The sequence below is a fragment of the Pseudomonas migulae genome, from assembly GCF_024169315.1.
GTDB classification, from domain to species: Bacteria; Pseudomonadota; Gammaproteobacteria; order Pseudomonadales; family Pseudomonadaceae; genus Aquipseudomonas; species Aquipseudomonas migulae_B.
Genome location: NZ_JALJWR010000001.1, coordinates 4046835 through 4070238 on the forward strand (window position 1 = coordinate 4046835; position 23404 = coordinate 4070238).

25 protein-coding genes and 1 pseudogene are annotated in these 23404 nt (G+C 59.3%); 16 read left to right on the forward strand and 10 right to left on the reverse strand.

The annotated features are described in order from the left end of the window. Positions 1 to 6: 6 nt before the first annotated feature. Both J2Y86_RS18635 and J2Y86_RS18640 read left to right on the forward strand, forming a co-directional pair. Positions 7 to 1071: an HlyD family secretion protein gene (locus tag J2Y86_RS18635; protein WP_253434515.1), complete on the forward strand. Its 1065-nt coding sequence runs from the start codon at positions 7 to 9 to the stop codon at positions 1069 to 1071. Next, a complete protein-coding gene (locus J2Y86_RS18640) occupies positions 1068 to 2654 on the forward strand; it encodes an efflux transporter outer membrane subunit (protein ID WP_253434517.1) in 1587 nt (528 codons plus the stop codon). Before J2Y86_RS18635 ends, J2Y86_RS18640 begins: the two co-directional genes overlap by 4 nt. Here J2Y86_RS18640 and J2Y86_RS18645 read toward each other — a convergent pair. The 3 genes and pseudogenes from J2Y86_RS18645 to J2Y86_RS18655 form a co-directional block, all read right to left on the reverse strand. Next, positions 2635 to 3006 (reverse strand): annotated as a pseudogene (locus J2Y86_RS18645) (NYN domain-containing protein); the annotation flags it as partial. The gene J2Y86_RS18640 and the pseudogene J2Y86_RS18645 overlap by 20 nt on opposite strands. A 175-nt stretch (positions 3007 to 3181) precedes the next feature. Next, a complete protein-coding gene (locus J2Y86_RS18650) occupies positions 3182 to 3940 on the reverse strand; it encodes a slipin family protein (protein ID WP_253434521.1) in 759 nt (252 codons plus the stop codon). A gap of 2 nt (positions 3941 to 3942) precedes the next feature. Continuing rightward, positions 3943 to 4473, reverse strand: a complete 531-nt coding sequence (locus J2Y86_RS18655) for an NfeD family protein (protein ID WP_253434524.1) — start codon at positions 4471 to 4473, stop codon at positions 3943 to 3945. Positions 4474 to 4735: 262 nt separating this feature from the next. Between J2Y86_RS18655 and J2Y86_RS18660 the strand changes: the two genes are divergently transcribed. Both J2Y86_RS18660 and J2Y86_RS18665 read left to right on the forward strand, forming a co-directional pair. Beyond that, positions 4736 to 5197, forward strand: coding sequence for an aminoacyl-tRNA deacylase (locus J2Y86_RS18660; protein WP_253434527.1), 462 nt, complete (start codon positions 4736 to 4738; stop codon positions 5195 to 5197). A gap of 138 nt (positions 5198 to 5335) precedes the next feature. After that, the gene (locus J2Y86_RS18665; protein WP_253434530.1) at positions 5336 to 5581 is read left to right on the forward strand and encodes a DUF2789 domain-containing protein; all 246 of its coding nucleotides are present in this window, start codon (positions 5336 to 5338) and stop codon (positions 5579 to 5581) included. Positions 5582 to 5643: 62 nt separating this feature from the next. Here J2Y86_RS18665 and J2Y86_RS18670 read toward each other — a convergent pair whose 3' ends face one another. Beyond that, positions 5644 to 5856, reverse strand: a complete 213-nt coding sequence (locus J2Y86_RS18670) for a type II toxin-antitoxin system RelE/ParE family toxin (protein WP_437180666.1) — start codon at positions 5854 to 5856, stop codon at positions 5644 to 5646. Next, entirely contained in the window at positions 5853 to 6131 is a 279-nt protein-coding gene (locus J2Y86_RS18675; protein WP_253434532.1) for an antitoxin of toxin-antitoxin stability system, read from the reverse strand. Before J2Y86_RS18675 ends, J2Y86_RS18670 begins: the two co-directional genes overlap by 4 nt. Before the next feature lie 194 nt (positions 6132 to 6325). Here J2Y86_RS18675 and J2Y86_RS18680 point away from each other — a divergent pair, with 194 nt between their 5' ends. The 7 genes from J2Y86_RS18680 to J2Y86_RS18710 all read left to right on the forward strand — a co-directional run bounded on the left by J2Y86_RS18680 (position 6326) and on the right by J2Y86_RS18710 (position 13866). Then, positions 6326 to 6754, forward strand: coding sequence for a MarR family winged helix-turn-helix transcriptional regulator (locus J2Y86_RS18680; protein ID WP_008034693.1), 429 nt, complete (start codon positions 6326 to 6328; stop codon positions 6752 to 6754). Next, on the forward strand, positions 6751 to 8823 hold the full coding sequence (locus tag J2Y86_RS18685; RefSeq protein WP_253434535.1) for an FUSC family protein: 2073 nt from the start codon (positions 6751 to 6753) through the stop codon (positions 8821 to 8823). The genes J2Y86_RS18680 and J2Y86_RS18685 overlap by 4 nt, the downstream gene beginning before the upstream one ends. Next, positions 8820 to 9029, forward strand: a complete 210-nt coding sequence (locus J2Y86_RS18690; protein ID WP_008034684.1) for a DUF1656 domain-containing protein — start codon at positions 8820 to 8822, stop codon at positions 9027 to 9029. Before J2Y86_RS18685 ends, J2Y86_RS18690 begins: the two co-directional genes overlap by 4 nt. After that, positions 9026 to 9913 (forward strand): efflux RND transporter periplasmic adaptor subunit, encoded by an 888-nt coding sequence (locus tag J2Y86_RS18695; RefSeq protein ID WP_253434540.1) that lies wholly within the window; start codon positions 9026 to 9028, stop codon positions 9911 to 9913. The genes J2Y86_RS18690 and J2Y86_RS18695 overlap by 4 nt, the downstream gene beginning before the upstream one ends. Continuing rightward, complete coding sequence (locus tag J2Y86_RS18700) at positions 9910 to 11358, forward strand: efflux transporter outer membrane subunit (RefSeq protein ID WP_253434554.1); 1449 nt, start codon at positions 9910 to 9912, stop codon at positions 11356 to 11358. The genes J2Y86_RS18695 and J2Y86_RS18700 overlap by 4 nt, the downstream gene beginning before the upstream one ends. Before the next feature lie 82 nt (positions 11359 to 11440). Further along, positions 11441 to 12076 carry an NADH:ubiquinone oxidoreductase subunit N gene (locus J2Y86_RS18705; protein ID WP_253434569.1) on the forward strand — a complete coding sequence of 212 codons (636 nt, stop codon included), beginning with the start codon at positions 11441 to 11443 and terminating at the stop codon, positions 12074 to 12076. Between the two features lie 284 nt (positions 12077 to 12360). Further along, complete coding sequence (locus J2Y86_RS18710; RefSeq protein WP_253434571.1) at positions 12361 to 13866, forward strand: YdgA family protein; 1506 nt, start codon at positions 12361 to 12363, stop codon at positions 13864 to 13866. 3 nt (positions 13867 to 13869) lie between these two features. Here the strand turns inward: J2Y86_RS18710 and J2Y86_RS18715 are convergent, their stop codons facing one another. After that, positions 13870 to 15396: an apoptosis inducing factor family protein gene (locus tag J2Y86_RS18715; protein WP_253434575.1), complete on the reverse strand. Its 1527-nt coding sequence runs from the start codon at positions 15394 to 15396 to the stop codon at positions 13870 to 13872. 139 nt (positions 15397 to 15535) lie between these two features. Here J2Y86_RS18715 and J2Y86_RS18720 point away from each other — a divergent pair, with 139 nt between their 5' ends. From J2Y86_RS18720 to J2Y86_RS18740, 5 genes are all read left to right on the forward strand, one after another. Beyond that, positions 15536 to 16096 carry a YbhB/YbcL family Raf kinase inhibitor-like protein gene (locus J2Y86_RS18720; protein ID WP_253434578.1) on the forward strand — a complete coding sequence of 187 codons (561 nt, stop codon included), beginning with the start codon at positions 15536 to 15538 and terminating at the stop codon, positions 16094 to 16096. An 87-nt stretch (positions 16097 to 16183) separates the two neighbouring features. Then, the gene (locus J2Y86_RS18725) at positions 16184 to 17881 is read left to right on the forward strand and encodes a vWA domain-containing protein (RefSeq protein WP_253434581.1); all 1698 of its coding nucleotides are present in this window, start codon (positions 16184 to 16186) and stop codon (positions 17879 to 17881) included. A gap of 1 nt (position 17882) precedes the next feature. Further along, the gene (locus J2Y86_RS18730; protein WP_253434584.1) at positions 17883 to 18449 is read left to right on the forward strand and encodes an RNA polymerase sigma factor; all 567 of its coding nucleotides are present in this window, start codon (positions 17883 to 17885) and stop codon (positions 18447 to 18449) included. Continuing rightward, positions 18446 to 19048: a hypothetical protein gene (locus J2Y86_RS18735; RefSeq protein ID WP_253434587.1), complete on the forward strand. Its 603-nt coding sequence runs from the start codon at positions 18446 to 18448 to the stop codon at positions 19046 to 19048. Before J2Y86_RS18730 ends, J2Y86_RS18735 begins: the two co-directional genes overlap by 4 nt. A gap of 20 nt (positions 19049 to 19068) precedes the next feature. Then, entirely contained in the window at positions 19069 to 19335 is a 267-nt protein-coding gene (locus J2Y86_RS18740) for a hypothetical protein (protein WP_253440365.1), read from the forward strand. Positions 19336 to 19417: 82 nt separating this feature from the next. Here J2Y86_RS18740 and J2Y86_RS18745 read toward each other — a convergent pair whose 3' ends face one another. From J2Y86_RS18745 to J2Y86_RS18760, 4 genes are all read right to left on the reverse strand, one after another. Further along, positions 19418 to 19711, reverse strand: a complete 294-nt coding sequence (locus tag J2Y86_RS18745; RefSeq protein ID WP_253434590.1) for a DUF3077 domain-containing protein — start codon at positions 19709 to 19711, stop codon at positions 19418 to 19420. A 645-nt stretch (positions 19712 to 20356) separates the two neighbouring features. Continuing rightward, a complete protein-coding gene (locus J2Y86_RS18750; RefSeq protein WP_017335860.1) occupies positions 20357 to 21364 on the reverse strand; it encodes an Abi family protein in 1008 nt (335 codons plus the stop codon). A gap of 81 nt (positions 21365 to 21445) precedes the next feature. Further along, the gene (locus tag J2Y86_RS18755) at positions 21446 to 22441 is read right to left on the reverse strand and encodes a restriction endonuclease (RefSeq protein WP_253434592.1); all 996 of its coding nucleotides are present in this window, start codon (positions 22439 to 22441) and stop codon (positions 21446 to 21448) included. Between the two features lie 339 nt (positions 22442 to 22780). Beyond that, complete coding sequence (locus tag J2Y86_RS18760; protein ID WP_253434595.1) at positions 22781 to 23359, reverse strand: HNH endonuclease; 579 nt, start codon at positions 23357 to 23359, stop codon at positions 22781 to 22783. Positions 23360 to 23404 lie beyond the last annotated feature (45 nt).

The following is a 23404-nucleotide window of genomic DNA, read 5'->3' on the forward strand; positions in this document are numbered from 1 at the left end:
GTTTTTATGACGACTCAAACAACGAAAAAAGTCGCCGTGGGCGTCGCCGCCCTGGTGGCGGTCGGCGTGCTGGTTTATCTGCTGGCGCCGGGGATGTTCGGCAAACGCACACAACAGAACACCAATGACGCCTTTGTCTCCGCGGACTTCACCCTGGTGGTGCCTCGTGTGGCCGGATTCATCAAGGACGTGCTGGTGGAAGACAATCAGCAGGTCAAGGCCGGGCAATTGCTGGCGCTGATCGATGATCGGGATTTGCGCGCCGCTGCCCAGGCCGCCGACGCCGAAACGCTGGTGGCGCGGGCGCAGTTGCAAAATGCTCGTGCGACCCTTGAGCGCCAGACATCGGTGATCGCTCAGGCCCAAGCCACGGTCGTGTCGGCCAAGGCAGAAATGGCATTCGCCGAACATGAATTGAATCGCTACAACCACCTCGCCGGCGTTGGCGCGGGTACGGTGCAGAACGCTCAGCAAGCCCGCACGCGTATCGATCAGGCCACTGCCCGGTTGGCCAATGCGACCGCGGTGTTGGCGGCGGAACGCAAGCAAGTGGACATCCTCATCGCCCAGCGCGATGCGGCAGACGGTGGATTGAAGCGGGCGCAAGCGGCGCTGGAAATGGCCAGCTTCGAGCTGTCCTATACGCGCATCGTCGCGCCTCAGGACGGTATGGTCGGCGAGCGCGCCGTGCGTGTCGGCGCGTATGTCACGCCGGGCAGCAAGTTGCTGGCGGTGGTGCCGCTGACGCAGGCGTATGTGGTCGCCAATTTTCAGGAGACCCAACTGACCGACGTGCAACCGGGGCAGCGTGTGCAGGTGCGCGTCGACAGCCTTGGCGGCGAAGCGTTGCGCGGTCGCGTCGAGAGCATTGCCCCGGCGACCGGGGTGACTTTCGCTTCGATCAAACCGGATAACGCGACCGGCAACTTCACCAAGGTTGTGCAGCGGATTCCGGTGAAAATCATTCTGGATCCGGGGCAAGTGCTGGCCGAACGGCTGCGCGTGGGGATGTCGGTGGAGGCGAGTATTGATACCGCCGACAACGGTGAGCATGAGGTTGCGCAACGATGAACATCTTCGTCGACTGTTCTGACGCTTTCGCGAGCAAGCCCGCTCCCACATTGGGGTTGTGCAATACACACAATCACTGCCCAAACGGAGACTCCCTGTGGGAGCGGGCTTGCTCGCGAAGAGGCCGGCTGCCTCAACTATCCTTTTGCGCCTTACTGGTCCTGGGCCTCACCGCCTGCACCGTCGGCCCGGACTTTCAGAAACCGCAGGCAGCACAAATCAGCGAATGGTCCAAACCACAAAAAGCCGCCGCTAGCCAAGCCGTCGTCGACACAATGGAAGAACGCTGGTGGGAAGTCTTCCACGACTTGAAACTCTCGGCCCTGACCCAGCGTGCCCTGACCGACAACCTCGACCTGAAACTCGCCAGCAGTCGTCTGCAGCAAAGCCGCGCCGCGCGCCAGGTGGTCACCGCGGACCGCTACCCAAACACCGCCGCCACAGGCAGCTATGGGCGTAAACGCAACAGTGGCGAAGGGCTGAGCGATCCGTCGGGGAACAATGGTAATTCGGCATTCAATCTGTGGGATGCCGGTTTCTCGGCCTCCTGGGAGCTGGATTTCTGGGGACGGGTGCGCCGCGAAACCGAAGCGGCGGATGCCACGCTGGAAATCGCGGAAAACGACCAGCGCGGTGTGCTGCTGTCGGTTCTTGCCGAGACGGCCCAGGACTACATTCAGCTACGCGGCGTGCAAAGTACGCGTGCCGTCACTGAAGAGAACCTCGACGTCGCTCGCCATAGCCTGAAACTGTCGCAGCTGCGCCTGGCTGATGGCGTCGCTACTGACCTGGATGTCGCCGAAGCCGCCGCGCAAGTCGCGGCCATCGAATCGCGGCTGCCGGCGCTGGAACAACGTCAGTCGCAACTGATCAATGCCCTGAGCCTGTTGATGGGCGAACCGCCCCAGGCGCTGCATGCCGAGTTATCCACAGACGCGCCCGTGCCGCAAACCCCGCGCCAGGTCGCCATCGGCCTGCCATCGCAACTGGCTGAACGTCGCCCGGACATCCGTCAGGCCGAAGCTCGCCTGCATGCCGCCACGGCAAACATTGGTGTGGCCAAGGGTGATTTCTATCCGCGCATCACCCTGTCGGGGAATATCGGTTCGCAAGCGATGCAATTGAGCGATTTCGGCTCCTGGGGCTCGCGCGCGTTCGGCATCGGCCCGCAATTCAGCCTGCCGCTGTTCGATGGCGGGCGCCTGCGCGGCGTGCTGAACTTGCGTGAAGCCCAGCAACAGGAAGCCGCGATTGCCTACCAGCAAACCGTCCTGCGGGCCTGGCATGAAATCGACGACCAGCTGACCGCCTACAACGCCAGCCAACTGCGCCGCGACAGCCTCGCCGAAGCCGTACGCCAAAACCAGATCGCCTTGCGTACCGCGCAACAACAGTACGTGGAAGGGGTGGTGGATTTCGTCAACGTCCTCACCGTGCAAGGCGAGTTACTGGCGACTCAGCAGCAGTGGGTCGAGAGTTCGACCGGGGTGTCGCTGGCGATGGTCGGGTTGTACAAGGCGTTGGGTGGGGGGTGGGAGTCGGTGTATCCGGTGGGGGATGGCGTTACCAATAATCCGGTTTGATCGCGGGTGCCTTGTGGGTGGGGACTCGGTTCGGGAACTGGTGTGCATGCAGCTCTTCTGGCGAGACGACTCGGCGCATCCAGTGGGAATGCTCTATCAGCGAGCCGGGTGGAGAGCGCTTGAACCCGGTCCGACATGGAAGAACGACGCCAACGGTCACTTGAGGGAAGTCCTCTCGGATCGCTCGCAGTGCGGGAGTCATGTCGGTATCTCCGGACACCAGAACGAATTGCTGTATGCGCTCAGCGACGTGAATGTCCGCTTGTCTGGCTGCGGTGCGATACATGCTTATTGCGATATGGACGTCGGTTTCTTTTTCTTCGAGTTTCCATATCGCGACTTTATCCTGGCGGCATTCTGTTCCCTTAAGAAATTCTTCAGTGGGCAAGAATCTGTGGCGAGGGGATTCATCCCCGTTCGACTGCGAAGCAGTCGCCCGTACGGACAATTCATTCTATTTGGCCGGGCGCCGGGGCCGCTTCGCGACCCAACGGGGATAAATCCCCTCGCCACAGGTCATCACCGCTTCAAGGTTTTTGCGACAAATCGGCCATGCCCTTGAGCAATTCGATCGGCAACGGAAAGACGATGGTCGAACTCTTGTCCCCGGCAATCGAGCTCAGGGTTTGCATGTACCGCAACTGCATGGCGCCCGGCTGACGGCCGAGCATTTCGGCGGCCTGCATGAGCTTTTCCGAGGCCTGCAATTCACCTTCCGCGTGGATGACCTTGGCCCGGCGTTCCCGCTCCGCTTCGGCCTGCTTGGCGATGGCGCGGACCATCGACTCGTTGAGGTCCACGTGTTTGATCTCGACGTTGGCCACTTTGATACCCCAAGCGTCGGTCTGGGCATCGAGCACTTGCTGGATGTCGATGTTCAACCGTTCACGCTCGGCCAGTAGCTCATCGAGTTCGTGTTTACCGAGCACTGCGCGCAAGGTGGTCTGGGCCAGCTGACTGGTGGCCATGAGGAAGTCTTCGACCTGAATGATTGCCTTCTGCGGGTCGAGCACGCGGAAGTACAGCACCGCGTTGACCTTGACCGAGACGTTGTCGCGGGTGATCACGTCTTGCGGCGGCACGTCGAGCACCACGGTGCGCAAATCGACGCGGACCATTTGCTGCACCACTGGAATCAGCAGGATCAGGCCGGGGCCTTTGACTTGCCAGAAACGGCCGAGCTGGAACACCACCCCGCGTTCGTACTCGCGCAGGATGCGGAAGGTCGATCCCGCCAGCGCAATCACCAACAGCAGTAGCGCGACAAAACCCAGTTGCAGGCCCATGGTTATTCTCCACCCGGCGCCGCGTCAGCCGCGGCCACTTGCAGCAGTAATCCCTGGCGCGCCACCACCCGGACCCGTTGCCCGGTTTCCAGTGGCGTGGCGCTGAGCACTTGCCATTTTTCTCCTTGCAGGTGCACCCAGCCGTTGCAGGCATTGCCGGGCTGCAACGACATCACCGGAGCCACGCTGCCCACGAGCCCGGCATCGCCACTGACGGTCTGGCGCGGTCGGGTTTTCAGGGCGTGGATCACCAGGAATATCAACAACAACGCACTGATCAGGCCGAGGCCGATCATCAACGGGACTGGCACTTCGGTGTTGCTCAGGATCACCGCACCGATGACGAACATCACAATCCCGCCCAACCCGATAACGCCGTAATTGGGCAACGCGGCCTCGGCGATCAGAAAGGCGATGCCGAACGTGATCAGCCAGATCCCGATGGGGTTGGGAATCAGCACGAGGGTGTCCGCCGCGAACGCCGATCCGCTCAAGGCCAACAGCAACGCCACTGCACAGCAACGAGTGTTCACTTGACCCTCCGTGTAGGAGCGAGCTTGCTCGCGATGAGCCAGAGAGCACCGCGTTGATTCCTGTTGTCCGCAGTACCGTTAACGCCCATCGCTAAATACAGTCTAGTCGAGCCATGAGTTGTACGAATTTTGATCAGTTGTCGACGATGTTCCGGTGGGCAGATTTCCCACTGGAATGCGGCGACAGGCCTAGACTTTCAGTACAGAGAAAAGTGTTAACCCATCGTCCGTCACATACTGTTTGCGGACACCGAGGTGCATCATGCGTATGGCAAGAACCGTGCAGAGAAGCCTGGAAAAGGCTCAATGCGAATATGACATTGTCACCCACCCCCACTCGGCCAGCAGCCTGGAGACCGCGCGGGTCTCGGGCATTCCTGCCGAACGGGTGGCCAAGTCGGTAATCCTCGACGATCACCACGGTCATTACCTGATGGCCGTACTCCCCGCCAGCCGTCACCTGGACCTGAGCAAAGTACGCAGTAGTGGCGAATGGCAGGTCTCCCGGGAAAGCACCCTGGCGCATCTGTTCGAAGACTGCGAGCGCGGCGCAGTGCCGGCTTTGGGTGAGTCCTATGGCATGGACATGGTCATCGACCCCTTGCTGACCCGGCAGAAAGACATCTACCTGGAGGCCGGCAACCACAACAATCTGGTGCACATGAGCGTGCCGGAGTATTTGAAACTGGTTCCGCGTGCGGAGGTGCGGGAGTTGAGTAATTGAGTTTAGCGGCGTCCGTCACATCGCCTTCGCGGGCAAGCCACGCTCCCACAGGGATCTCGCCATTCCTGTGGGAGCGCGGCTTGCCCGCGATTGACTGCACAGCAGTCACCCATCATTTGCCATAAAAAGGACCCCGACATGGAATCCCCAACCCACAGCCTCCCCTCCCTGTTCAAACAACTTGGTCTGGACTGCGACGCGATCAGCATCGACCAATTCATCGCCACCCATTCACCACTAAAACCGGAACTGCACCTGGCAGACGCCTTTTTCTGGACCGAGAGTCAGGCAGCGTTTTTGCGCGACGAGATTCTGGATGACGCGGATTGGGCGGAGGTGGTGGATCAGTTGAATGTGCTGCTGAGGAAGGGGCGGGGGGTGTAACAACTCAACTCTCGGGTGGCCACTGTCGGGATGTGTGGACCAGCGCGAGTATCCAGGCTGCATCAGATTCGAGCTGGTAAACCAAGCGATAGCTTTGATGGGGGATTAACTCGCGAGTACCTGAAAGGGCCGCTTTCAGGAAACCGGGAAATGCGGGATATCACATCCTTGAAGCGGTTGTCCATATCGAGAGCTGCTATTGGGTTGAGCGAATGCAAGTAATCCCAAATGTCTGCACTATCCTGTGCTGCTTCCGGCGTCCATATTATCGTCATCCTTTTTTGATTGCCTGCTCACGCCTGGCTGCGAATTGCGCTTCAACCTCATCATTTGTCAGGCCTTCGCCAGCCCGCATGGAAACACGTGCGCTGTCGACTTTGCGTTGCAAGAACGCTTCGTACTCACGTGACTCTCTTTGGGTTTGAACGAATTGACGCATCATTTCCCTGACGATTTGCGAGGCAGGGCGATGAGAAGCTTCTGCTTCGGCCATGAACTGTTCACGCAGTTCAGGTTCAAGTTTCATCGTAAAAACGGCTTGTTTTGACATAGCGCTATCCTCGATTCATCGTACTGATGAAGTATACATCTTCAGTACGTTCACTCTCGGTAATGCCTCTCGCGACAGATGGCTGCTAAATTGTTTCAAAACTTGACCAACTTTCCCCTCAAATGCCATATTGATAGTTAGCAAACTAACAGTGTGTCTTTTCGCCCGTGTCAAAAAATATCGACGCTCTCCAGATGAACATCAGCAGCTCCATGGTGGTGGCCGCCCGGCACTGGCGGAAGATCTGCCAGACCACGCTGGTCAACTATGGAATATCCGAAGCCTGCGCCGTTCCGTTGTTGATGATCGGGCGTCTGGGCGAGGGTGTGCGGCAGGTGACGGTCGCGCAGGCGGCCGGGATGGAGAGCCCTTCTCTGGTGCGTCTGCTCGACCAGTTGTGTCATGCCGGCTACGTCCGTCGAACCGAAGATGCGCATGACCGTCGCGCCAAGTGCCTGAGCCTGACCGACACCGGTCGGGAGCTGGTCCAGGCGGTTGAAATCGAGTTGGTGCGCTTGCGCAATGAAGTGCTGGAAGGGATCGCCCCGAGTGATCTGGAAGCGGCGCTGCGGGTATTGAAAGCGTTTGAGGCGGCCAACGCTCCGTCGGTGGTGAACCCTTGAGCGGATTTTTTACCGGCGTTCCCCCGGCGCGAGACTGGTTCTACGGTGTGCGGACTTTCGCGGCGTCGATGATCGCGTTGTACATCGCCATGCTCATGCAAATGCCGCGTCCGTATTGGGCGATGGCCACGGTCTACATCGTTTCCAGCCCCTTCGTCGGCCCGACCAGTTCCAAGGCGCTGTACCGCGCAGTCGGTACGTTTCTCGGTGCGGCGGCGGCGGTGTTTTTCGTGCCGATGTTTGTTCAGAGCCCCTATGTGCTGGTGGTGGTCATCGCGCTGTGGACCGGGATTCTGCTGTTCCTGTCGCTGCACCTGCGCACCGCCAACAGCTACGCGTTAATGCTTGCCGGATACACGCTGCCGTTGATCGCCTTGCCCGTGGTGGATAACCCGCTGGCGGTGTGGGATGTGGCCGAGGCGCGGACCGAAGAAATCTTCCTCGGCATCGCCGTCGCGGCAGTGGTCGGTGCGATGTTCTGGCCACGGCGCCTGGCGCCGGTATTCAACGATTCGGTGAACAAATGGTTCACCGATGCCTCGACCTACAGCCTGCGCTTCCTCAGCCGCAACGTGCAGCCCGATGAAGTCAGCGCACTGCGCGCGTCGATGGTCGCAACCTTCAACACGCTCGAATTGATGATCGGCCAGTTGCCCCACGAGGGCGCGCGTCCGCAAACCGTGCGCAATACCAAGGAACTGCGCGGGCGAATGATTCATTTGCTGCCGGTGATCGATGCCCTCGACGATGCGCTCTACGCCCTCGAACGCCGCACACCAGAGCTTGTGGATAAGTTCGCGCCGTTGCTGGCGGCGACCACTGAATGGCTCAACCACAAAGATGCCGACCTCGCTCGCTGGCAAGCGCTGAAAGATCAGCTCGAAGCGCTGCAACCGTCCGCCGAAGCGCTGGATGATCGCAAGCAATTACTGTTCTCCAACGCCCTGTATCGTCTCGGCGAATGGATCGATTTGTGGCAAGACTGCCGCAGCCTGCAATACGCCATTCAGTGCGAAAGCCAGGACAGCTGGCGCGCCGTGTATCGGCACTGGCGCCTCGGTCGCCTGTCGCCGTTTCTCGACAGCGGGCTGATGCTTTATTCGGCGGCGTCCACGGTCACCGCGATCATCGTCGCCTCGGTGCTGTGGATTCTGCTCGGCTGGACCGACGGTGGCAGCGCGGTGATTCTGGCGGCGGTGGCGTGCAGCTTTTTTGCCTCGATGGACGACCCGGCGCCGCAGATTTACCGGTTCTTCTTCTGGACGGCGATGTCGGTGCTGTTCGCCAGTCTTTACCTGTTTCTGGTGCTGCCCAACCTGCATGACTTCCCGATGCTGGTGCTGGCGTTCGCCGTGCCGTTCATTTGCATCGGCACCCTGACGGTCAAGCCGCAGTTTTACCTGGGCATGTTGCTGACGCTGGTCAACACCTCATCTTTCATCAGTATCCAGGGTGCCTACGACGCGGATTTCCTCAGCTTCGCCAACTCCAACCTGGCCGGCCCGGTCGGTTTGCTGTTCGCCTTTATCTGGACCCTGATTGCGCGGCCGTTCGGCGCGGAATTGGCGGCCAAGCGCCTGACCCGTTTCAGCTGGCGTGACATCGTCAGCCTCACCGAACCCGCCTCGCTGGCCGAACACCGGCAGTTAGGCGTGCAGATCCTCGATCGCCTGATGCAGCATTTGCCGCGGCTGGTCATGACCGGCCAGGACACCGGCATCGCGCTACGGGAAGTACGCGTGGCGCTGAACCTGCTCGACCTGCTCGCCTACACACCACGTGTGCTCGGCGTGCCGCAGGTGCTGCTGCATCAAGTGGTGAACGAAGTCGGCGAGTATTTCAAAGCCTGCCTCAAGGCGGGCGAGCGTTTGCCGGCGCCCAGTGCGTTGTTGATGACCATGGACCGCACGCGTCGCGCCCTCAACCGCGAGTGCGATGACGGCGCCCGTCTGCACCTGCTGCACGCGTTGAGCGGTCTGCGTCTGGCACTGCTTCCCGGCGTTGAATTCGTCGGCGCCGGCGACCTCGAAGAACCGCTTCCCCATGGCATCGATGGAGCGCCTTTATGATCGGTGACCTGGATATCAGCGGGGTGTTCCTGCCCACGCTGCTGGTGCTGATGGGCATTACGTATGTGATTTACCTGCTGGTGCACGGGTTGCTGACGCGCCTGCACTTTTACCGTCTGGTCTGGCACCGGGCATTGTTCAACGTGGCTCTCTACGCTTTGCTGCTCGGCGCCGTGGACTCACTCAGTCGATACCTGATGACATGAAAAAACCTTTTTTGACCCTCGGCCGTGTGGTCCTGACGCTACTGATCGTGAGCTTCGCGGTCGTCGTGGTCTGGCGCATGGTGATGTATTACATGTTCGCCCCGTGGACCCGCGACGGGCATATCCGCGCCGACATCGTGCAGATCGCCCCGGACGTGTCCGGCCTGATCCAGCAAGTCGAGGTGCGCGACAACCAATTGGTGAAGCGCGGCCAGGTGCTGTTCAGCATCGATCAGGACCGTTTCAAACTGGCGCTGCGCCAAGCCAAGGCGGCGGTCGCCGACCGTCAGGAAACCCTGGCGCAAGCGCAACGCGAAGCCAAGCGTAACCGCGGACTCGGCAACCTGGTGCCGGGCGAGCAACTGGAAGAAAGCCAATCGCGGGTGGCCCGCGCCGAAGTGGCGTTGATGGAAGCGCAGGTGGCGGTGGACAGCGCCCAGCTCAACCTCGACCGCTCGACCATCCGCAGCCCGGTCGATGGCTACGTCAACGACCGTGCGCCGCGTGCCCAGGAATTCGTCACCGCCGGGCGCCCGGTGTTGTCGGTGGTGGACAGCAATTCGTTTCACATCGACGGCTATTTCGAGGAAACCAAACTCGATGGTATTCACGTTGGCCAAAGCGTCGACATTCGGGTGATCGGCGACCGCGCTCGTCTGCGCGGCCACGTGGAGAGCATTGTCGCCGGCATCGAAGACCGCGACCGCAGCAGCGGCAGCAACCTGTTGCCTAACGTCAATCCGGCGTTCAGCTGGGTGCGACTCGCGCAGCGGATTCCGGTGCGGATCGCCTTCGATGACGTGCCGGCCGACTTCCGCATGATTGCCGGGCGCACCGCGACGGTGTCGATCATCGACGATCAGCAGCAGGAGCCGGGCAAATGAGCAGGACCTCGGGTTTGGCGGTTGCCGGATTAGGCCTGCTGTTGTCGGCGTGTCAGGTGGTCGGGCCGGATTATCACTTGCCGGATGAAGCCGCCGTCCACCGTGAAGACCTGCAGGGCGACCTGGCGGTGAACGGCAAAAATGTGGTTTCCGCGCCGGTGCCCAGCGACTGGTGGCGCCTGTATCAAGACCCGCGTCTGGACCAGTTGGTGCAACAGGCCATGGCGTCCAACACCGATTTGCGCGTGGCCGCTGCGAACCTCTCCCGCGCCCGCGCTCAGGTCGACGAAGCCCAGGCCGCGGGTGGCTGGAGTGGCGGCGTGAAGCTCGGCGCCCAGCGTCTGCAGGAGTCCGGCGAAGCCTTCTTGCTGCCGGAAAAAGTCCCCGTGGCTAACGTCGGTGATATCGGCATCACCACCTCGTATCAATTCGATCTGTTCGGCACCTTGCAGCGCGGCATCGAGGCCGCCAAGGCCAATGCCGATGCGACGCAAGCGGCGGCGGATACGGCGCGAATCACCTTGGTGGCCGACGTTGTCCGCGCCTACACCCAAGTGTGCGCGGCCAACGAAGAACAGGAAATCGCCCAGCATTCCCTCGACCTGCAAGCCCAGGGCACCACGCTGATCCAGCGTTTGCGCGACGCCGGGCGTGGCGATGAAACCCAGGTCACCCGCTCGCAAACCCAATTCAAATCCCTGCGCGCCGACATGCCGCGTTATGAAGCGGCGCGTCAGGCGGGATTGTTCCGTTTGTCGATGTTGCTGGCCAAACCGGTCGACCAATTGCCGGCCGGCACCAGCGACTGCGCGCAATTGCCGAAAATTGCGCAACTGTTGCCGGTCGGTGACGGCGCCACATTGCTCAAGCGTCGCCCGGACGTGCGTCAGGCCGAGCGTCGATTGGCCGCCGCGACTGCGGGTATCGGCATTGCCACCGGTGAGTTGTACCCGGACATCAGCATCGGCGCGACCGTCGGCACGGTCGGGATTCTGGAGAATCTCGGTAAACCGGCGACCAACCGCTGGGGCTTTGGCCCATTGCTGACCTGGACCGTACCGTCCAATGGCTCCCGGGCGCGAATCCGCGAGGCCGAAGCGACGACCCAAGGCGCGCTGGCGCACTTCGATGGCGTGGTGCTCAACGCCATCCGCGAGACCCAGACCGGTCTGGCCCAGTACTCCGCGCTGCTGCAACGCCGCGATGCGCTGGCGGATGCCGAACAGTCGGCGCAACTGGCGGCCGATCAGACCCACCGCTTTTTCACCGCCGGTCGTGAATCGTTCCTGGCCGATCTGCAAGCCACGCGCACCTACACCGACGTACGGGCGCAACTGGCCTCCGCCAACACCCAGGTTGCCATGAGCCAGATCGATTTGTTCCTGGCACTGGGCGGTGGCTGGGAAAGCGGACGAACGCAAGCCACGAACACCAGCAAACCCTGAGGCCGTTGCTATGCTTTGACTTGATGAGGTCGCGCGTCGAACTCATCAATCACGGCTCGCGTTGGTCATGGGGACTCTAATAATGAAAAACCCTTATGCTCCCGGCTTCTGGTGCGCTATTGCGGCATTGGTGTTGCTGTCGGCCACCTATTTCTACGGCATCATGCTGGCTCACCAGATCGACAAGGCGCTGGTGTTCCTCGACAGCGCCGCCGCGCTGATTGCCGTGATGGCCATCGTGGTGGTGGCCTGGGCTTCGCTCCAGGGCCAGCGCATCAAGAAAAGACAACTGGAACAAGGCAAGACGCTGGTGCTGATCTGGGACACCAAGGTCGCTTTGCGTCGGGTCGAAACGGTGTTCGACCGGTATTTCTGGGGCAGTTACTGGCAACCGGGGCGTACCTTTCAGGAAGTCATGGGCGAACTGACCGGCACGCCGCTGGAAAAAAGCCTCGAAACCTTGAAGAAGCAATGCCTGGCCCTGGACAAGCAAGTGTCCGAGGACGGTTGGCATTGGCTGAACAACGCCCGTGAACTCTCCGATGTCGCCTCCGCCATGGCCCGCGAGCGCTATCAGCTGGACTTCTGCGACCCGCGCGCGGATGTGACGGGCGGCGCGGTGATCAATCGGGACTTTGAAGTGCTGGTTTATACGTGGACCGCGCGGCTGAAAAGTTTTGATCATCAGCTGGATGAGATTGAGGTTCAGTATTCCTGAATGGATGTTGCCTGAGCGGACGCCTTCGCGGGCAAGCCTCGCTCCTACAGGTTCAGCGCTGAATCTGTAGGAGCGAGGCTTGCCCGCGAAGGCGATTGTATGTCCGCCGAAACTCTCAAACCCTCGCCGCGGTCCATAGACACTCTTTAACCTTTAAACATTGGGCCCCCCGGTGCGCCTGATGCTAATCTCCATCGCACTTTAAACGCAGTCGTGACCGTAGCCCGTCATGGGTTCAGGGAAGACGACCACACCTCAAACAACGGACATTGATCGGGTCATTCATGAATAAATCAGCAGGCGTGCTTCTTGGAATTGTCGTGGCCATCGGTGCAATCAGCGCTGGCGGTGCCTGGTTCACCGGCACCAAACTCGAAGGGGTACTGAACACCTCGATCGCCGACGCCAACAAGGAACTGCAAGCCGCGCTGGTCGGTTCCAACGGCACCGCGTCGCTGGAGCTGGTGTCGCTTGAGCGCCACGTGTTCAGCAGCACCGCGCATTACCGCCTCAAGGGTGAGGGTGAGATGTTCGGCGAGGCGCCGGTCGAACTGCTCTTCGTCGATCGCATCGAACACGGCCCGCTGCCGTTCTCGCGCCTGGTATCGCTGAAGTGGCTGCCAGTCCTGGCCACCAGTCATTACGAGCTGGAAAAGACCCCGGTCACCGAGAAGTGGTTTGCCGCCGCCAAGGACAAATCGCCGCTCACCGGCGTGGTCAATATCGGCTACGACAATGCCACCAACGGCACCCTCGCATTGCTGCCGCTGGATGTGGCGCTGGACGACAAGTCCCACCTGAAATTCTCCGGTCTGAACCTCGATGTCGCGGCCAACGCCCAGGCGCAGAAAGTCAAAGCCAACGGTTACATGGACAACTTCACGCTGACCACCGTGGCTGAAGACCAGACACCGGTAAAAGTCGAATTGAGCGGCCTGACCCTGGCCAGCAATCTCGTCAAAAGTACCTACGGCTATTACACCGGCGAGAACACCGTCGAACTGACCGACAGCAAAACCACGTTCGGCGCGCAGCAGTCGGTGTTGGGCATCAAGAAATTCGAAATGAAGAACCAGACCGAGGAGTCGGGCACCAGCGCTTCCGGGCGTGCCGATTACAAGATCGGTGAAGTGTCGTTGAACGGCAAACCGGTGGGTTCGGCGCAGATGGCCATGAGCCTGAAGAACCTCGACATCCCGGCAACCATGTCGTTGATGCAGATTTACCAGACCAAACTGCAACCGTACGAAAAAGCTGCCGCCGAAGCGGCTGCCGCTGGCGAGCCGGCACCCGAGCTGGTGCTGACTCCGGCCGAAGAGGCCCAGGTCAAAACCGGTCTGGAGAAACTGCTGGCAGCCGGTCCGCAGGTTGCGCTGGAGAACCTTTCGTTCACCACCGCCAACGGTGAAAGCCGCGCCAACCTGGTGCTCGACCTGACCAAACCGCAATCCATGGACCTGCCACCGGATCAATTGACCCAACAGCTGATCGCGCTGCTGGACGTCAATATCCAGGTATCCAAGCCGATGCTGGTCGACTTGCTGAGTGTCCAGGGGCAAATCGACGGTCAGACCGACGCCAAGGTCATCGCCGATCAGGCCACGGCGACTGCCGACATGTTCGGCGCCATGGCGGTCGGCACGCAGTTCGCCAAACTGGATGGCACCAACATCGTCACCAAGCTGCACTACGCCAATAAACAGGTGGAATTCAACGGCCAGAAAATGACCGTTGAAGAGTTTGTCGGCTTCGTCATGAGCAAGCTTGGTGGTGCCGAAGTCGCCCAGTAACGCCTAGACGTCCCGAATCAGCCGCCACGCCTCGTCAACAGGCAGCGGCTGCTTCATTCGCTCGGCCAGCATCGCCATCGCCCGCTCTTCATCGCAGGCGATGGCGGCGGTCACCACGCCGTTCTTGCCGAACAGGCCGATAAAGGGTGGGTGGTACGGGTCGCCCTTGAACTCGACCTCGTCCCAAGTCTCGGCATGCCCCAGGTAGTCGTAGTTTTTACCGAAGTGCCAAGTCCAGAAGTACGGCACATCCAGGTAATGCTCGTCGCCGCCCAGCATATTCATCGCCGCAATCCGTGCGTGCTGTTGTGCCAGGCGCCAATGCTCGATCCGTTGCGGCTGGCCGTTGAGCGGGAAGGTCGCGATATCGCCGGCCGCCCACAGCCCTTCGGTCACGCGCATGCCGCCATCGACCTTCAGGGAATGATCTTTTTCCATGGGCAGATCCTTGAACGATCCGGTTTCCGGGGTGACACCAATGCCGACCAATACCAAATCTGCCGGCAAACGCTGACCGTTTTTCAGTTTCACCGCTTCAACCTTGTCTGTGCCCTCAATCTGCGCGGCTTCGCTGTCGGTGTGAAACACCACGCCGTGGGCCACGTGGCGGGCAAGAATCGCTTTGCCGACCGTTTCGCCGAACTGCTTGGCGAAGGGCACCTCGTGGCGGGCCAGCACCGTGACGTCCACACCGTATTCGCGTAGCGCCGACGCGGATTCCATTGCAATAAAGCTGTCGCCGATGATCACTGCCCGTTGGCCTGGCTGGGCGGCGGCCAGGATTTTTTGTGCCTGGTCTTTCGAGCGCAGCAAGAACACTTGTGGTAGTTCGGCGCCAGGTAAATCGAGCGATTTGGGTGTGCCGCCCGTGGCGATCAGCGCGGCGTCATAGGTCAATGTCTGGCCATCCTTGAGCTGCACGGTCCGGGCCTTGGCATCCAGGCTCACCACTTCACCGCGTATCCGATCGATGCGCTGCTCGCGATAAAAGTTTTCATCGCGCAGCGGCGGGACTTCCTCTGGCGGCATCTCCCCGGCGATCACGAATTTGCTCAACACGGTGCGGTCGTAACCGGCCTCGGGTTCGCGGTCGATCAGCAGCACACGGCCGCCGAAACCCTTTTCGCGTAGCGCCGCCGCACCCGCTGTGCCCGCCGCGCCGGCGCCGATAATCACAAACGTGCGTTCATCATCGGCCGGTGGGGAGTGAGCATCGGGAAGAGGGTTTTCGTCGACCCAGACTTCGTCGTCGCGCACTTCCAGGGGATAGCGCTTGAGACTGTCCAGCGATGGCGGCTCACACAGCGCGCCGTCTTCTATCCGGTACGCTGCCTTGTGCCACGGGCAAATCAGGCGTCCGTGACACAGCGCGCCCTCGGCCAGCGGCGCCCCGGCGTGCGGGCATTCACCCTGATAGGCGCGCAATTCATCGCCACTGCGCAGCAAGACGATTTTGGTGTCCCCGATCCGGACTTCCAGGCCTCGGTTGTCGGGAACATCGGCAAAACGGGCAACGCGGTGCAGTGCCATGATTGTTCTCCAGGCAGGCGTTTCACTTATGAGTTTGGCGCTTATCCTGAGGTTCAGCCAATTCCCACTGCCACCGCACGAACGGTCCGGCTATAGTTTGCACGCCGCCCACGGCCCCACCCGCACAAGGTGCTCCGGTATGACCCGATTGACCTCTCTGAACCCTTGGTTGGCGGCCGTCGCCGTCGCCCTTTGCGTGCAGTTTCCGGCGCAGGCCGCGGAACGTTTCACCGTCAGCATTCCCGGCGTTTCGGACAACCGCCTGTTCACTTCGGCGGCGGCCAGCGATGCAGCCGGCTGCGGCGGCAAGAACCAGTCCCCGGCGTTGAGCTGGACCGCGCCCCCGCCGGGCACGTTGAGCTACGCGATCGTCATGCACGATCCGGACGGTCAGAAAGGCCTGGGTGTCGATCACTGGATTCACTACGGCATCAAACCCGCGACCCGCCAGATTCCGGCCGGTGTCGGCGCCAAATCCGCCCTCGAAGGCGTGGGTGGCAGCAACAGCAAAGGCACCACCGGCTACATCGGCCCTTGCCCGCCGGTCGGCGACAGCTCCCATCACTACATCATCCAGCTCTACGCGCTCGACCTCGCGCCAGACGCCTTGCCCGCCGGCCTGACCCGCGCGCAATTGCTGGAAAAAATCAAAGGCCATGTGCTGAAAAACAGCAGCGTGGTGCGGCGTTATCACCGCTGAAGTTTTTTTCAGCGCGTTTAACCCGAACCGACCGGGCTGCCCGTCTCAGAGGATGAATGGATCAATTTCCTCCTGAGGTCAGCCCCCATGTCCCTCCCTCTGCATGTCCTCCGCCCGGCCGCCCAGGGTTTCGCCGCCGGGTTGCTGCTGGCTGTTGCCGGTTGCGGTGTTTCTTCCAAGCCTGATTCTGCTGCCGTTCCGGTTGTGGTTTCGCCTCCCGCGCAAGGTGCGTTGGTGCGCAGTGAAGCGGTCATGACCGATGTGACCATGGCCAAACGCAGCATAAGTCCGGCGCCCATCGCGGGTTATGCGCCTGAATCTTCACCTCCCGGTTATCAAGATGAACAGCGTGAGCAGTATCAAGCGCTGGCGGATAACCCGATTCACAGCGTCGCCGAGGCGCCGGTCTCCACCTTCAGCGCCGACGTCGACACGGGTGCCTACGCCAACGTTCGCCGTTTGCTCAATCAAGGCCGCCTGCCACCCGAAGGCGCGGTGCGACTGGAGGAGATGGTCAATTACTTCCCCTACGATTACGCCTTGCCCACCGATGGCTCACCGTTTGGTGTGACCACTGAGCTGTCGCCGTCCCCGTGGAACCCGCACACCCGCTTACTGCGCATCGGCATCAAGGCATCGGACCGCGCGGTAGCTGAACTGGCCCCGGCGAACCTGGTGTTTCTGGTGGACGTGTCGGGCTCGATGGACCGCCGCGAGGGCTTGCCGCTGGTCAAAAGCACCCTGAAATTGCTGGTCGATCAATTGCGCGAGCAGGATCGCGTGTCATTGGTGGTCTACGCCGGCGACTCGCGTGTGGTGCTCGAACCCACCTCCGGACGGGAAAAAGCGAAAATTCGCACAGCCATCGACCAATTAACTGCTGGCGGCTCCACCGCCGGGGCGTCGGGCATTGAGCTCGCCTATCAAATGGCACAGCAAGCGTTCATCCCTAAAGGCATCAACCGCATCCTGCTGGCCACCGACGGAGATTTCAACGTCGGCATCAGCGACTTCGACAGCCTCAAGGAAATGGCTGTGGATAAACGCAAGACCGGCGTTTCCCTGACCACCCTGGGTTTTGGTGTGGATAACTACAATGAACACCTGATGGAACAACTGGCCGACGCCGGCGATGGCAACTACGCCTACATCGACAACCTGCGCGAAGCGCGCAAGGTATTGGTGGATCAGCTCGGCTCGACCCTCGCGGTCGTGGCGAAAAACGTGAAGCTGCAAGTGGAGTTCAACCCGGCGCAGGTCAGCGAGTACCGATTGTTGGGCTATGAGAATCGCGCGTTAAAGCGTGAGGATTTCAGCAACGACAAGGTTGATGCCGGTGAAATCGGTGCAGGGCACACGGTCACGGCGTTGTACGAAATTGTGCCGAAGGGAGAGAAGGGTTGGTTGGAGCTGTTGCGGTATGGCAAGTCCGAGTCGGTTGTTTCGGGGAGTGCCGGGGAACTGGCGATGCTGCGTGTGCGTTATCAGCTGCCCGAAGGTGGGAAAAGTCGCTTGATCGAGCGGCCGATTGCAGGTGGTTCGGAAGGCAAGGCCAGTGACGACCTGCGATTTGCGGCGGCCGTGGCGGCGTTTTCGCAACAGCTCAAGGACGGGCGTTACACCGGTGATTTCAGCCTGAAGGACACTGAAGCGCTGGCTCGCGGTGCGCGGGGTGATGATCGATTCGGTTTGCGCGCAGAATTCGTACAGTTGGTGGAACTGGCGCAGAGCCTGCGAACCACCACAGCATCCAACAGTGAGCCGCATAAAGGAGGCTACAACTGACATGTCTGCTCCCGAATCGAGCGACGAATCACTGCTGGCCCGCTATCGCTCGGGCGACGGGCCAGCGTTCGAGATTCTGTACGCCCGCCATCGACAAGGCCTTTATCGGTTCCTCCTCGGCCTCAGCGGCAAGTCCGAACTGGCCGAAGAGGTTTACCAGGACACCTGGCTGAGCCTGATCCGCAGCACCAGTCAGCCACAAGGTCGGGCGAATTTTCGTACCTGGCTTTTCCAGATTGCCCGCAATCGCCTGATCGATCACTGGCGCAAACACGGAATCCACAACCCCTTGCACGACAGCTACGACGAACAGACCCACGCCATGGCCGATGACGCCGCCGATCCCGAACAACTGCTCAGCCTGAGCCGCGACAGCCAGCGCCTCGAAGTCGCCCTGCAAACCCTGCCGACCGACCAGCGCGAAGTGTTTCTGCTGCGCGCCCACGGTGATCTCGATTTGCCGCAGATCGCCACCCTTACCGAAACTCCGCTGGAAACCGTCAAAAGCCGCTTGCGCTACGCCCAGCAAAAACTGCGTCGGCTGCTGGCCGAGGAGGTACTGACATGACTGACGCCCGCAAACCACCGGAAGACCAAGTGCTTCAGCATTTCCGCGAGCATTCGACCGGCGAACCACCGGCCCATCTCGACGCGTTTATCCTGGCGGCCGCACAGCGTGAAGTCCCTGCGCCGAAACAGAACCTGTGGCAACGCTGGGTTCAGGCTTGCCAGCAACCTCGTTGGCAGGTCGCATTTGCCAGCCTTGTCGGCGTCGCGCTGATGCTGGCGCTGGTGCAGCGAACCCCAGAACAGCCCGCGAGTTATGACTTCGCGCCCAAAGCGTCCGCACCGGTCGCTAAAAAAGAGGCTGCGCAAGCGCCGTCGTCGGTTGCGCGCTCCCACGCAGCGCCAGCGCCGGCCGCACCGATGGCAGGTTTCGCCGCCCCCGCGCAGAGCGAATCGATCAGCGCCGAAATGGCCGATGAAGCAAAGGTCAGCAAACGCGCAGCCGCTCCGGTGACAACCCTGGATGAGCAATTGCTTGAAGTGATTCGCCTGCAGAAGGCCGGTCAGACACACGCAGCGGATGACTTGATGGCTACATTGCACAAGCGCTTTCCCAAGGAAAACCTCAGCGCCCGACTCGAGGAATTGAAGAAAAACTGAAGAGAGCGATGCTCCACGATTTGGCATCAACCCCCGAAAGCGCGCACTATCGGCCTATAGCCGATGCGTTGGAGGATGCCGTGGCAAAAAAAATCGACCGCATCGCCCAAATGCTCAGCTGCCCGGTCAAGGGTGAGGAATTGCGGCGAGCAGTGACGGAGAGTCGTAAGGAGTTTCTTCTGGCGAAGCAGGCGGAAGAAGCGCCTGAGGAAGACGTTCTTGATGATGAAGAGATTGAGGACGACGAGGATGATGAGTACGACGAGTTTGACTGGACGACTGAGTGAAAGCGGCACTTAGGAAAGCACTGCTCTTTCAAATTGCAGATCCGTACAAATCAGGATCCGCAATTTGAATGGTGGGTTGCCGCTATTCTTTGGTTTTACCCTTCCGCGAAGGTTCGTCTCGCGTCAGCACTTTCACAGCATCATCTACCAATGCCTTACTCAGAGCCGTTAGATAATGTGCCGCCCAGGCATGGCGATCGCTTTCTTTGTCATAGGCCGCATCTCTGGTCAGTGCCTTGGCAAGGAAAAGAAAGTCAGAAGCCATGCCTAGCGCGTCGCCGAGAGGCACATCGCGAGTGACGTGGAAGACTGCCTTATCCAGGCAATAGATGGCAGGCGTTAAGCCGATGGTTTTCAGTTCTGTTGGATCGGTCATTTGCCACCTCCGTTGATGGAGGTACGGTGGGATTGCGATTGGAAATCGCGTTGGGGGGTAAGCCGAATTTCGTACGGATTGATGCTGCGCATTGTTCACTTCCTTGATTTAAGAAGTTGCCGCGCATTCGATACCAAGCGAATGGGTGGCAACTGTGCGCAGGTTGGTAAACCGGGGAATCAAGGAAACCGGCACGTCCGAAGACGTCCCACGCACAGCCGCCATAGCACAAGATCACAGACGAAAAAAACGCCTGCAAACGTGTTTGGGGCGCTGTTGCGCCTTTATTCCATCGGGTTACCAAGCCCGGCCGCTGAATTGGCAGCGACGGCGGAAGGGTATCGTGCGGACTTATCTCCTGCAACCTTGAAATTCGTAACGAAGTGCTGGGAAAAACGTCAGCAACAATTTTAGCGAGCCACCCAAGAAACTGCCCAGAAATTGGACGAATTCGGCTCAATCCACCGAACCGAACTGTCAAGTTTTCCTTGATAGTTGCTTCCGCGTTCATGTGGTTGCGCCTGCTTATCGGTAGTTGACGAGAAGTCCTCAATCCTTATAATCGCCCACAACACGGCCCCTGTCGGTTGATGCGCTCCGGCGCTGAGACTGCTCAGGGGTTTTTTATTGCCTGGCTTTTGCCGCCTACCAGTCGCGTTTCTGCCAGTCTTGGTCAATTCCCATGCCGTCAAGGTTGAGATCCAGATGGGTCAGATTGGGGAAGTCATTTAGCAGCAGTGCCTTCAAGCGTTTTCCCCAGCTCGATGATGGATTGATGACCTTCATCAGGTGTTGAGTGATGCAAAAAAGCATAAACGGACGAGCTCGACGGTGTGCGTCATCATGGAACGCGGACAATGTCGGCGCTTGGTCTATCGGTGGCAGCTTCGGTTGATCGACGATGTTTCGGTTCCACAGACGACTGTGATGGGCGCACACATTGCGTAGATAGTTCAGGCTTCGAAGCCAACTGGCGAAGACCCTGCCATTGCTGATGCCGTACTCTTGCGAGATATCATCTTGATCCGCCTCAGTCATACCGGCAAAAAGCATCGAAAGCGTGCCGAAATCCCAAACTTCGCACGCCACCCAGACCGCTAACGGAAGGCCATATTTTTCCTTATTGTGGCGAATAAAGTCTTCGTTCGAGCGATTGATCAACGCAGCGTGCTTGCCAAGCCAGACATGATGTTTAGTCAGACCAGTTTTGCCGTCCAGCTGTTTAGAAAAGCTTTCGTGGAACAGCTCGGACCTTAGGTAAGCAAACTTTTCGTGTTTGCCAAGCCCGTGGGAAATGTCCACCCGTAACGCAATTTCTATGCGCTCCAAAGCATCCAGAATCAATAGCCGCAGTTTCTTATCGAAAACGTAAAGGTCGACCGAATTCTGGAATGTAGTCCCAGGCTTGAAATCATCGAGTGGAAAGCGAGTCGGTTTTGTTTTGGATGGTTGTTTGCTGCCTTGCTGATTGATTGGGCAGCAGAGCTCGGTGCGCTCGCGAAAGGCAAACCAATAACCACTGAGGCGGTAGTATCCGATGCGCTCCAGATACTCCATTGCTTTGGGTTTATCAGTCACTACCATCCCGCGAGCCATCAGCAATTCAAGCTGCTCTTGATAGCTCTGCCACGGTTTTGGATAGCCTTGCGTCATCGGCACACCACCTTGGCTACCGATGGCAGCCTCGTTTTGTTGGTTAAAATTTGGGGTTGAAACCTGAATCAAAAGACGAATTTATAGCGGCAAGTACGTCAGCTTCAGCGGTACCAGTCTTTTGGTTTCCGAATCCGTCTGGGCATAGTGCTCAATCAATGTTCGTACGAGGTTGTCCAACGTCCATAGCGTCAGCGGCACACTGGCTCGCTCGGCTTCGTAGTAAGCATCTTTGCTGAAACCGCCGGTACTGACATACAGCCCGCGATCATCTTTGTGCCGTCCGCCCAGAAAACTGCAGATTTCCTGGCGGCCCATTTTCTCTTTGCGATGCTTGACCTCAACGATGATTCGCGGGTTTTCAAAGCCAAACCCGTCGGGTGACGCGATGATGTCTTTCCCACGATCAGGGCCGGCCGGGGAGACCTGGGTTTTGTAGCCCATCGCCCGCAAGATTCCTGCGACCAAGTGCTGCATATCGTCCCAGGGCAAAGCGTTGATCAGGTCCTTAATGCGTTCGAGAGCCAAACTTTCCATGCCTGCCAGAGGATCGCTGTCGGGATACTCTTCTTCAACTGGTGGTAACGCGGGCGGCTTGTCCCCGGCCGCCATCGCTTTCAGCTCCTGAAGGGCAAAATCAGGTACAACAAATACAGTAAGCGTAGAGCCAAGACTGTTCTTGCTGGCAGTACTCAGGCTATCGCGGTCGACTTCCTGAGCCTGCCATTGCACCGGACGGGTCAACGACATTCCCAGATCGGCCAGATCAGGATTGTGTTTGAAGTCGCCAGTGATTTTGCCCACTAAATAGGTGCGGTTGGCGGGCGAGTAGGTCACCACCCAGTCACCAGGCTGCATTTCATTGATGAAGCGCCATACTTGCGAGGCGCCTGAAATAGCGGTGCCGGGTTTGATGTTGGGCTCAATGTCTTGGTAGAGCCGAGTGACTTCTTTGCGCGTCATACCAGGTTTGGCTAATGGCGCGAGTTTTGACCATCCAATTGCGGCGACGCCACGCTCACGAAAATCATCGTATAGCCGGCCAGATTCGCCACGGATCATCCACATTTTCGCCATATCACTTCCTTAGACATCGATCGCGCCGGTATGTACGCGGTTTGGGGTTGATCGCCATATTGAACGCATTGAGACAAACGCAGGATAAGGTAGGTGTTTCATGCCCCAACAGCAATTGACGAATTCTGGACACAAAAAAGCCCCAGACCCTACGGCCTGAGGCTTTCTCGTTTCTACATATGGTGCCCAGGCGTCGTTTGAACTGAGCTCTGCGGGCCCCTTTCTACAGGGGTTTGGTTGGCACTGTTTCTATTAGGCATACACGTGGGCATACACGGGGACGTCTACTAGCGAACCCGACACTGCATGCTTGGAGCCTCCCTAAGATGGGGAAAGACCTCAGCCATGATGGGCTTTGCGATGACAGTTCGGACAGACAGCAATGGCATTCGCGACTGTGTCCTCCCCTCCATCGGCTAGGCGCTTTCGATGGTGAACCTCTAAATATGGGCTTTGGTCCTTCTTGCGTTTGAAGGGCGCCTTTTGGTTGCAAAGACTGCATACACCGTTTGCTTGAGCTAACACCTCTGCCACGACATCAGGGTTCCGGATGAAAACTATGGTGCTGACAATTCGTGTCACGGGAATCGCGGCGGGCTCCTTGAGCCGCGCTGCCCGGCCCTTCGGATCTTTTAAGGACGCAAGAACCTTCCTTTCGAATTCCTCATTCGGATCCTCTGTTTTGCGAATCGGTTGAAAACCATATGCGGGAAATTCGCTAATCGGTTTGGAACTTTTAAACGAGCTCGGTGGGCTACCGATCGCCATCGCATAAATGTACTTCAGAGGATAAAGGGTTTTTGTTGATCCTTTGATGTACCAAGATTTTGGCTTCGTGTACCTGAAGGGCCGTTCTCCGTTGTCGTAATCCCGGATCGCTTTTTCTATGGATGATTTGGTCAAGAGTTTCGACGACATGAAAACGTTCCTTCGTGCGGCAGGGGTAGGTCAATTAACGTTCTT

Excerpts from the sequence above, each read along its gene's own strand:
- J2Y86_RS18635 (WP_253434515.1), top strand. The coding sequence starts at position 7 with ATGACGACTCAAACAACGAAAAAAGTCGCCGTGGGCGTCGCCGCCCTG.
- J2Y86_RS18665 (WP_253434530.1), top strand. The coding sequence starts at position 5,336 with ATGGAATCCCCAACCCACAGCCTCCCCTCCCTGTTCAAACAACTTGGT.
- J2Y86_RS18695 (WP_253434540.1), top strand. The coding sequence starts at position 9,026 with ATGAAAAAACCTTTTTTGACCCTCGGCCGTGTGGTCCTGACGCTACTG.
- J2Y86_RS18750 (WP_017335860.1), bottom strand. The coding sequence starts at position 21,364 with ATGACGCAAGGCTATCCAAAACCGTGGCAGAGCTATCAAGAGCAGCTT.
- J2Y86_RS18735 (WP_253434587.1), top strand. The coding sequence starts at position 18,446 with ATGACTGACGCCCGCAAACCACCGGAAGACCAAGTGCTTCAGCATTTC.
- J2Y86_RS18745 (WP_253434590.1), bottom strand. The coding sequence starts at position 19,711 with ATGACCGATCCAACAGAACTGAAAACCATCGGCTTAACGCCTGCCATC.
- J2Y86_RS18700 (WP_253434554.1), top strand. The coding sequence starts at position 9,910 with ATGAGCAGGACCTCGGGTTTGGCGGTTGCCGGATTAGGCCTGCTGTTG.
- J2Y86_RS18725 (WP_253434581.1), top strand. The coding sequence starts at position 16,184 with ATGTCCCTCCCTCTGCATGTCCTCCGCCCGGCCGCCCAGGGTTTCGCC.
- J2Y86_RS18640 (WP_253434517.1), top strand. The coding sequence starts at position 1,068 with ATGAACATCTTCGTCGACTGTTCTGACGCTTTCGCGAGCAAGCCCGCT.
- J2Y86_RS18760 (WP_253434595.1), bottom strand. The coding sequence starts at position 23,359 with ATGTCGTCGAAACTCTTGACCAAATCATCCATAGAAAAAGCGATCCGG.
- J2Y86_RS18675 (WP_253434532.1), bottom strand. The coding sequence starts at position 6,131 with ATGTCAAAACAAGCCGTTTTTACGATGAAACTTGAACCTGAACTGCGT.
- J2Y86_RS18720 (WP_253434578.1), top strand. The coding sequence starts at position 15,536 with ATGACCCGATTGACCTCTCTGAACCCTTGGTTGGCGGCCGTCGCCGTC.
- J2Y86_RS18670 (WP_437180666.1), bottom strand. The coding sequence starts at position 5,856 with ATGACGATAATATGGACGCCGGAAGCAGCACAGGATAGTGCAGACATT.
- J2Y86_RS18710 (WP_253434571.1), top strand. The coding sequence starts at position 12,361 with ATGAATAAATCAGCAGGCGTGCTTCTTGGAATTGTCGTGGCCATCGGT.
- J2Y86_RS18715 (WP_253434575.1), bottom strand. The coding sequence starts at position 15,396 with ATGGCACTGCACCGCGTTGCCCGTTTTGCCGATGTTCCCGACAACCGA.
- J2Y86_RS18705 (WP_253434569.1), top strand. The coding sequence starts at position 11,441 with ATGAAAAACCCTTATGCTCCCGGCTTCTGGTGCGCTATTGCGGCATTG.
- J2Y86_RS18755 (WP_253434592.1), bottom strand. The coding sequence starts at position 22,441 with ATGGCGAAAATGTGGATGATCCGTGGCGAATCTGGCCGGCTATACGAT.
- J2Y86_RS18650 (WP_253434521.1), bottom strand. The coding sequence starts at position 3,940 with ATGGGCCTGCAACTGGGTTTTGTCGCGCTACTGCTGTTGGTGATTGCG.
- J2Y86_RS18730 (WP_253434584.1), top strand. The coding sequence starts at position 17,883 with ATGTCTGCTCCCGAATCGAGCGACGAATCACTGCTGGCCCGCTATCGC.
- J2Y86_RS18660 (WP_253434527.1), top strand. The coding sequence starts at position 4,736 with ATGCGTATGGCAAGAACCGTGCAGAGAAGCCTGGAAAAGGCTCAATGC.
- J2Y86_RS18680 (WP_008034693.1), top strand. The coding sequence starts at position 6,326 with ATGAACATCAGCAGCTCCATGGTGGTGGCCGCCCGGCACTGGCGGAAG.
- J2Y86_RS18690 (WP_008034684.1), top strand. The coding sequence starts at position 8,820 with ATGATCGGTGACCTGGATATCAGCGGGGTGTTCCTGCCCACGCTGCTG.